Below are 4,305 nucleotides of genomic sequence, written 5' to 3'. Positions count from 1 at the left end.
GAACTCACCCTACAAGGCAAAAGTCTTGTTTTTAATAAAAGTGATCTATTTAAAGCTAAATGCAAGGCACAATTTTTATCCGATAAAATTAGTAGCTTAAAAAAAGAGCCTTCTCAGAAGGCTTTATTTGAATTGTAGGATTGTAAAATTTGAAGATTTTGAGAAAAAAAAGAGGTTTTTTCACAGCCTGACGTTCTCGCGCTACAAGCAGTTTGGGACTAAATTAAGCCCTATTTTCGGATTTGCCAAATCTTCCAAATACAAACCAATTTTTCCATTAAGCCAAATACCCAAATTGCTTGTAGCGTGTGTTAGCCATAGTTTTTATTCTTCTTTTGTTAATCGGTCAAGTTCTTTAAGTAAAGTTGGAATTCTATACTCTCCATCCATACTTTCTATTTTCTGTAAAGCATCTTCAGTTTCAATTCCGATGGCTGTTATAAATAAAGGTTTTTTGCTTTCACCTCTAAATAAAGTCTTTTTGTGTTTTTCGATTGTGGCAAAATTAGTTTTTGCAACACCAATGATTGGAATTTCTTTATTTAGTTTTTCATACAAATATCCGCCTAAACCGAATTTCTTGTCATCATCTAAATAAACAAATCCATCAACAATAATGGTTTCAACTTTTTTTAGATCAATTTGATTTAATAAACTAATAATGCAAGGTAGCTCTCTTTTATAAAACTCTCCCGGAATATACTCTTCAACATTATCTGTTATTTCAGTGTAAATTTTGAAGATTTTATTTTCATTCCATTCTGCAAATTCAAGACAAACTGTTTTTGCCTTGTTATCATAATAATAAGTATCAAAGGCTAATAACACAATTTCCTTTTTATTTTAGTTATAGTTAAATTTCCATTACCATATAGTAAATAAGTTATGATGTAGTTTTCGTAACCATAATTAGTTACAATATGAACCTTAAATGAATAATTTACAATATCCAAAATACGAACATAATGCATAAAAGAATTTTCTTCATTGAGTATAAATTTTTCATCGTCATTAATATTTGAAATATCATCTATAACCTTTCTTGTAGTTTTTGATATTTTTATTTCATTCTCTATAAAATAATTTATAAAACTTTTCAAATAACTATTAAAGTCGTAATTTTCAATAATATATTGTTTTTTAATTAAATCATTTTTAAAAGAAAATTGATAATTTGATTTAGTACTACCAATTGATGAAGTATTTTCTAGTTTACTTTCCCATAAATTTTCATCTGTCAATTCTCTAAAAAGTAATGTTCTATTATTTTTGGTTATTATTTCCATAAATTATTTTTTAGATTTCGAATTTTGTAAAATTATGGCTAACGTTCTGGCACTACAGCGGGTTTGGGACTAAATTAAGCCCATTCTTCGGATTTGCCAAATCATCCCAAATAGAAAACCATCTTCCCATTAAGCCAAATGCCCAAATCCGTTGTAGTGGCTGTTAGTGACTGTTCTTTTTATTTAGAATAGATTTTATATTCAGTGGAATTAATTAAACCAATTATCTTTCTTTCTTTTAGCGTATCTATTCCAAATAAATAAGGCATCCGTCCTTTTGTACTTCCAATATTTCTTAAATTCAATAATATTGCATTATCTCTTGCAATTAATGTTAATTTATGTCCAGGCTGATTAAATAAAAAAGGAATATAAAACTCATAAAGTGCATTCTGCTTTGTTTTAGTTTTCCATTGCTGTTCCTCAGCAATATTTTCAATCAAACTAATATTTTCTGCTTCATTAAGTGGTGTCACAATAGTAATTAATTTTTTTTCATTGAACTTAGAATAGAAAGTGTAAAAAATCAAAATTAAATTAACTATTAGAAAAGCGATGTTGCTTTTTGAAAGAATTATAAAAATGAATAAAGGCAAAAAGCCAAAAAAATTATCCCAAAAATCATCGAGCTCATCTTTGGGAAGTTCCTTTTTTTTGATAATATTTAGAAGTTCAATTTCTGTCATTTGGTATAGTTCGGTTTAGAATAGTCACTAACGTTCTCGCGCTACAAGCAGTTTGGGATTAAATCAGCGTTATCTTTCGGATTTGCCAAATCTTCCAAATACAAACTAATTTTTCCATTAAGCCAAATCCCAAATTGCTTGTAGCGTGTGTTATGGGGCGGTTGTTTTGTCGAAATTACAATTATCACACAAAGTTTTCACGCTTCTGTTGGCAAAATCCAATTTTCACGTTTCTGCTTTTCGGCTCGTAATTTTCGGTTTATTATTTTCAATTATTCACTTTTAATTTCTGCGCTAAACGTTTCAAGTTTTTGCTGGCAGATTCCGACTTTCACGCTTCTGCTTTTCAGATTCCAATTTTCAAGTTTCTGTTGGCAAGTTCCAATTTTCACGCTTCAGTTTTTCGTCTGTTTATTGTCAGATTCCAACTTTCCGACTTCTGTTGGCGATTCCAATTTTCACGCTTCTGCTTTGTAAATTTTCTGCGAGTTACAAACTTCATTTTCAAATCGAAATTACCTGCGTAATTTCGGCACAACTGCCCCATAACGTCTTGGCACTACAGCGGGTTTGGGACTAATTTAAGCCCAATTTTCGGATTTGCCAAATCATCTAAATACAAACTAATTTTTCCATTAAGCCAAATGCCCAAATCCGTTGTAGTGGCTGTTGTACCCAGTTTTTATTTACGATTTAGTTTAATTCTGCTATATTTTTTGTTTAAGGGTTGCAAAATACTATCCGAAATTATCAAATATCTTTTAGTGATTTTTTGGTCGGTTTTACTTTCTATATTTTCATCGTCAAGAACAATTATATTCTTTTCAATATGATATTTTCCAATAAATGTGCATCGATTTTCAATGTACGACCTAGTTATTTCAAAGGAGTTGTTTTCATACAATACTATCCAAGCTCTCTCGTATTCGTCTTCAATAATTCCTTTATATTTAATTTCCCTCCAAAATTTATTTTCATTAGCAACAAATAAAAAACTATTCAAGGCAACAAACAAAATAAAGATATATAAAGGCATAAAATCAAATTTTTCTCCCTTGTCAACCAATTTAAACAAATCTCGAATTTCAATTATTATAAAACAGAGAATAAAAATTATACTTAAAAAAGCAAATAATAATCCTTTGGACATTCCTTCGCAGAAATCACCAAAGTGAATGTTTAAACATAAAGTCAGTAAGAGTAAAATTGATAGTATTCCGTATTTAATCTTCTTTCGTTCTTTCATCTGTAAAATTGGGTACAACGTTCTGGCACTACAGCGGGTTTGGGATTAAATTAAGACCAATATTCGGATTTGCCTAATCATCCCAAATACAAAACAATTTTTCCATTAAGCCAAATGCCCAAATCCGTTGTAGTGGCTGTTATAGGGCGTTTTTTTGTTCATTGTTAATCACGTACTTTATTTCTCGCTTCGTTAATTATGCTTTTGTAGTCTGTTTTGAAAGGTTCAACTAATTGCTTTTCTAACTGATTTTCAAGAATCCAAAGTGTTTTTTGCTCTGCTTGATCTTCAAAAATTTCTTGATTTTCCAATTGATTGAATCTTGATAAAAACTCAAATAAAACCAATGATTCGTCTTTCGTAATTTTCAAGTTTAGATTTTGGTCATCGTTTATATTTAACTCTATCTGTTCGCAATGAATTCTTATGCATTGTCCATTTCCAAAAAAGTAAAGTACGTCATCATCGTCATTTGGTTTTGATTTCGGTACTATACTATCATTTATTTCTCTTGCTGTAGCAGGGAAAAATGTAATTTCCTCTAAACAACTATCATCGTCATAATTACTTTTTTCATCTTGTTCGATGATTTTCAAGAATGTGACCGATTTATGTATCAAAACCAAACTTGAGAGTTCATTTTCGGCAATCCAATTACCGACTGATTTTTTCCAATTCAATCTAATTTCTCTGTCTTTCACATTATAGTCAAAACCCACAAAGTCAAAATTATTATGAAGGTCGATGTGTCGTCCTTCAAAACTCAAAGCTTGATTGTCTGTTATGTTGAAATTTAATATCATTGTCGTATCTTCTTAAAATGCCCTATAACGTCAGTCTGTGAAAAAACCTCCGTTTGTATATCACCAAATATAACAAAAAAGTTGTGTCAAAACAGGAATTTTCGTATTTTTAAGAATGCAGCATATCACAGGAATTTCCCGTCATCAGATGCGTTTTTCTAGTTTAGAAGACGCTATAAGTCCCGATAATCAAGTTCGTTTTATAGATGCTTTTGTGGAATTTATTGACCTCACCAAGCTGGGTTTTGCAATACAAAGTATCAAAGGAGAAGGTAGGAGAAGGT

5 protein-coding genes are annotated in these 4,305 nt (G+C 30.3%); all 5 read right to left on the bottom strand.

All coding sequences use genetic code 11. The features are described 5' to 3' along the window. Positions 1 to 324: 324 nt before the first annotated feature. Complete coding sequence (locus AC1DY0_RS18840) at positions 325 to 828, bottom strand: endonuclease V (protein ID WP_477190121.1); 504 nt, start codon at positions 826 to 828, stop codon at positions 325 to 327. After that, entirely contained in the window at positions 819 to 1,286 is a 468-nt protein-coding gene (locus tag AC1DY0_RS18835; RefSeq protein ID WP_477190120.1) for a hypothetical protein, read from the bottom strand. The genes AC1DY0_RS18840 and AC1DY0_RS18835 overlap by 10 nt, the downstream gene beginning before the upstream one ends. Before the next feature lie 179 nt (positions 1,287 to 1,465). Next, positions 1,466 to 1,972, bottom strand: a complete 507-nt coding sequence (locus tag AC1DY0_RS18830; protein ID WP_477190119.1) for a hypothetical protein — start codon at positions 1,970 to 1,972, stop codon at positions 1,466 to 1,468. A gap of 682 nt (positions 1,973 to 2,654) precedes the next feature. Next, entirely contained in the window at positions 2,655 to 3,008 is a 354-nt protein-coding gene (locus AC1DY0_RS18825; RefSeq protein WP_477190118.1) for a hypothetical protein, read from the bottom strand. Between the two features lie 374 nt (positions 3,009 to 3,382). Further along, positions 3,383 to 4,021, bottom strand: a complete 639-nt coding sequence (locus tag AC1DY0_RS18820; RefSeq protein ID WP_477190117.1) for a hypothetical protein — start codon at positions 4,019 to 4,021, stop codon at positions 3,383 to 3,385. Positions 4,022 to 4,305 lie beyond the last annotated feature (284 nt).

Source organism: Flavobacterium sp. P1_E4 (assembly GCF_056405915.1).
Note: the sequence above shows the minus strand (reverse complement) of the source record. Positions and strands in the feature narration are given on the sequence as shown.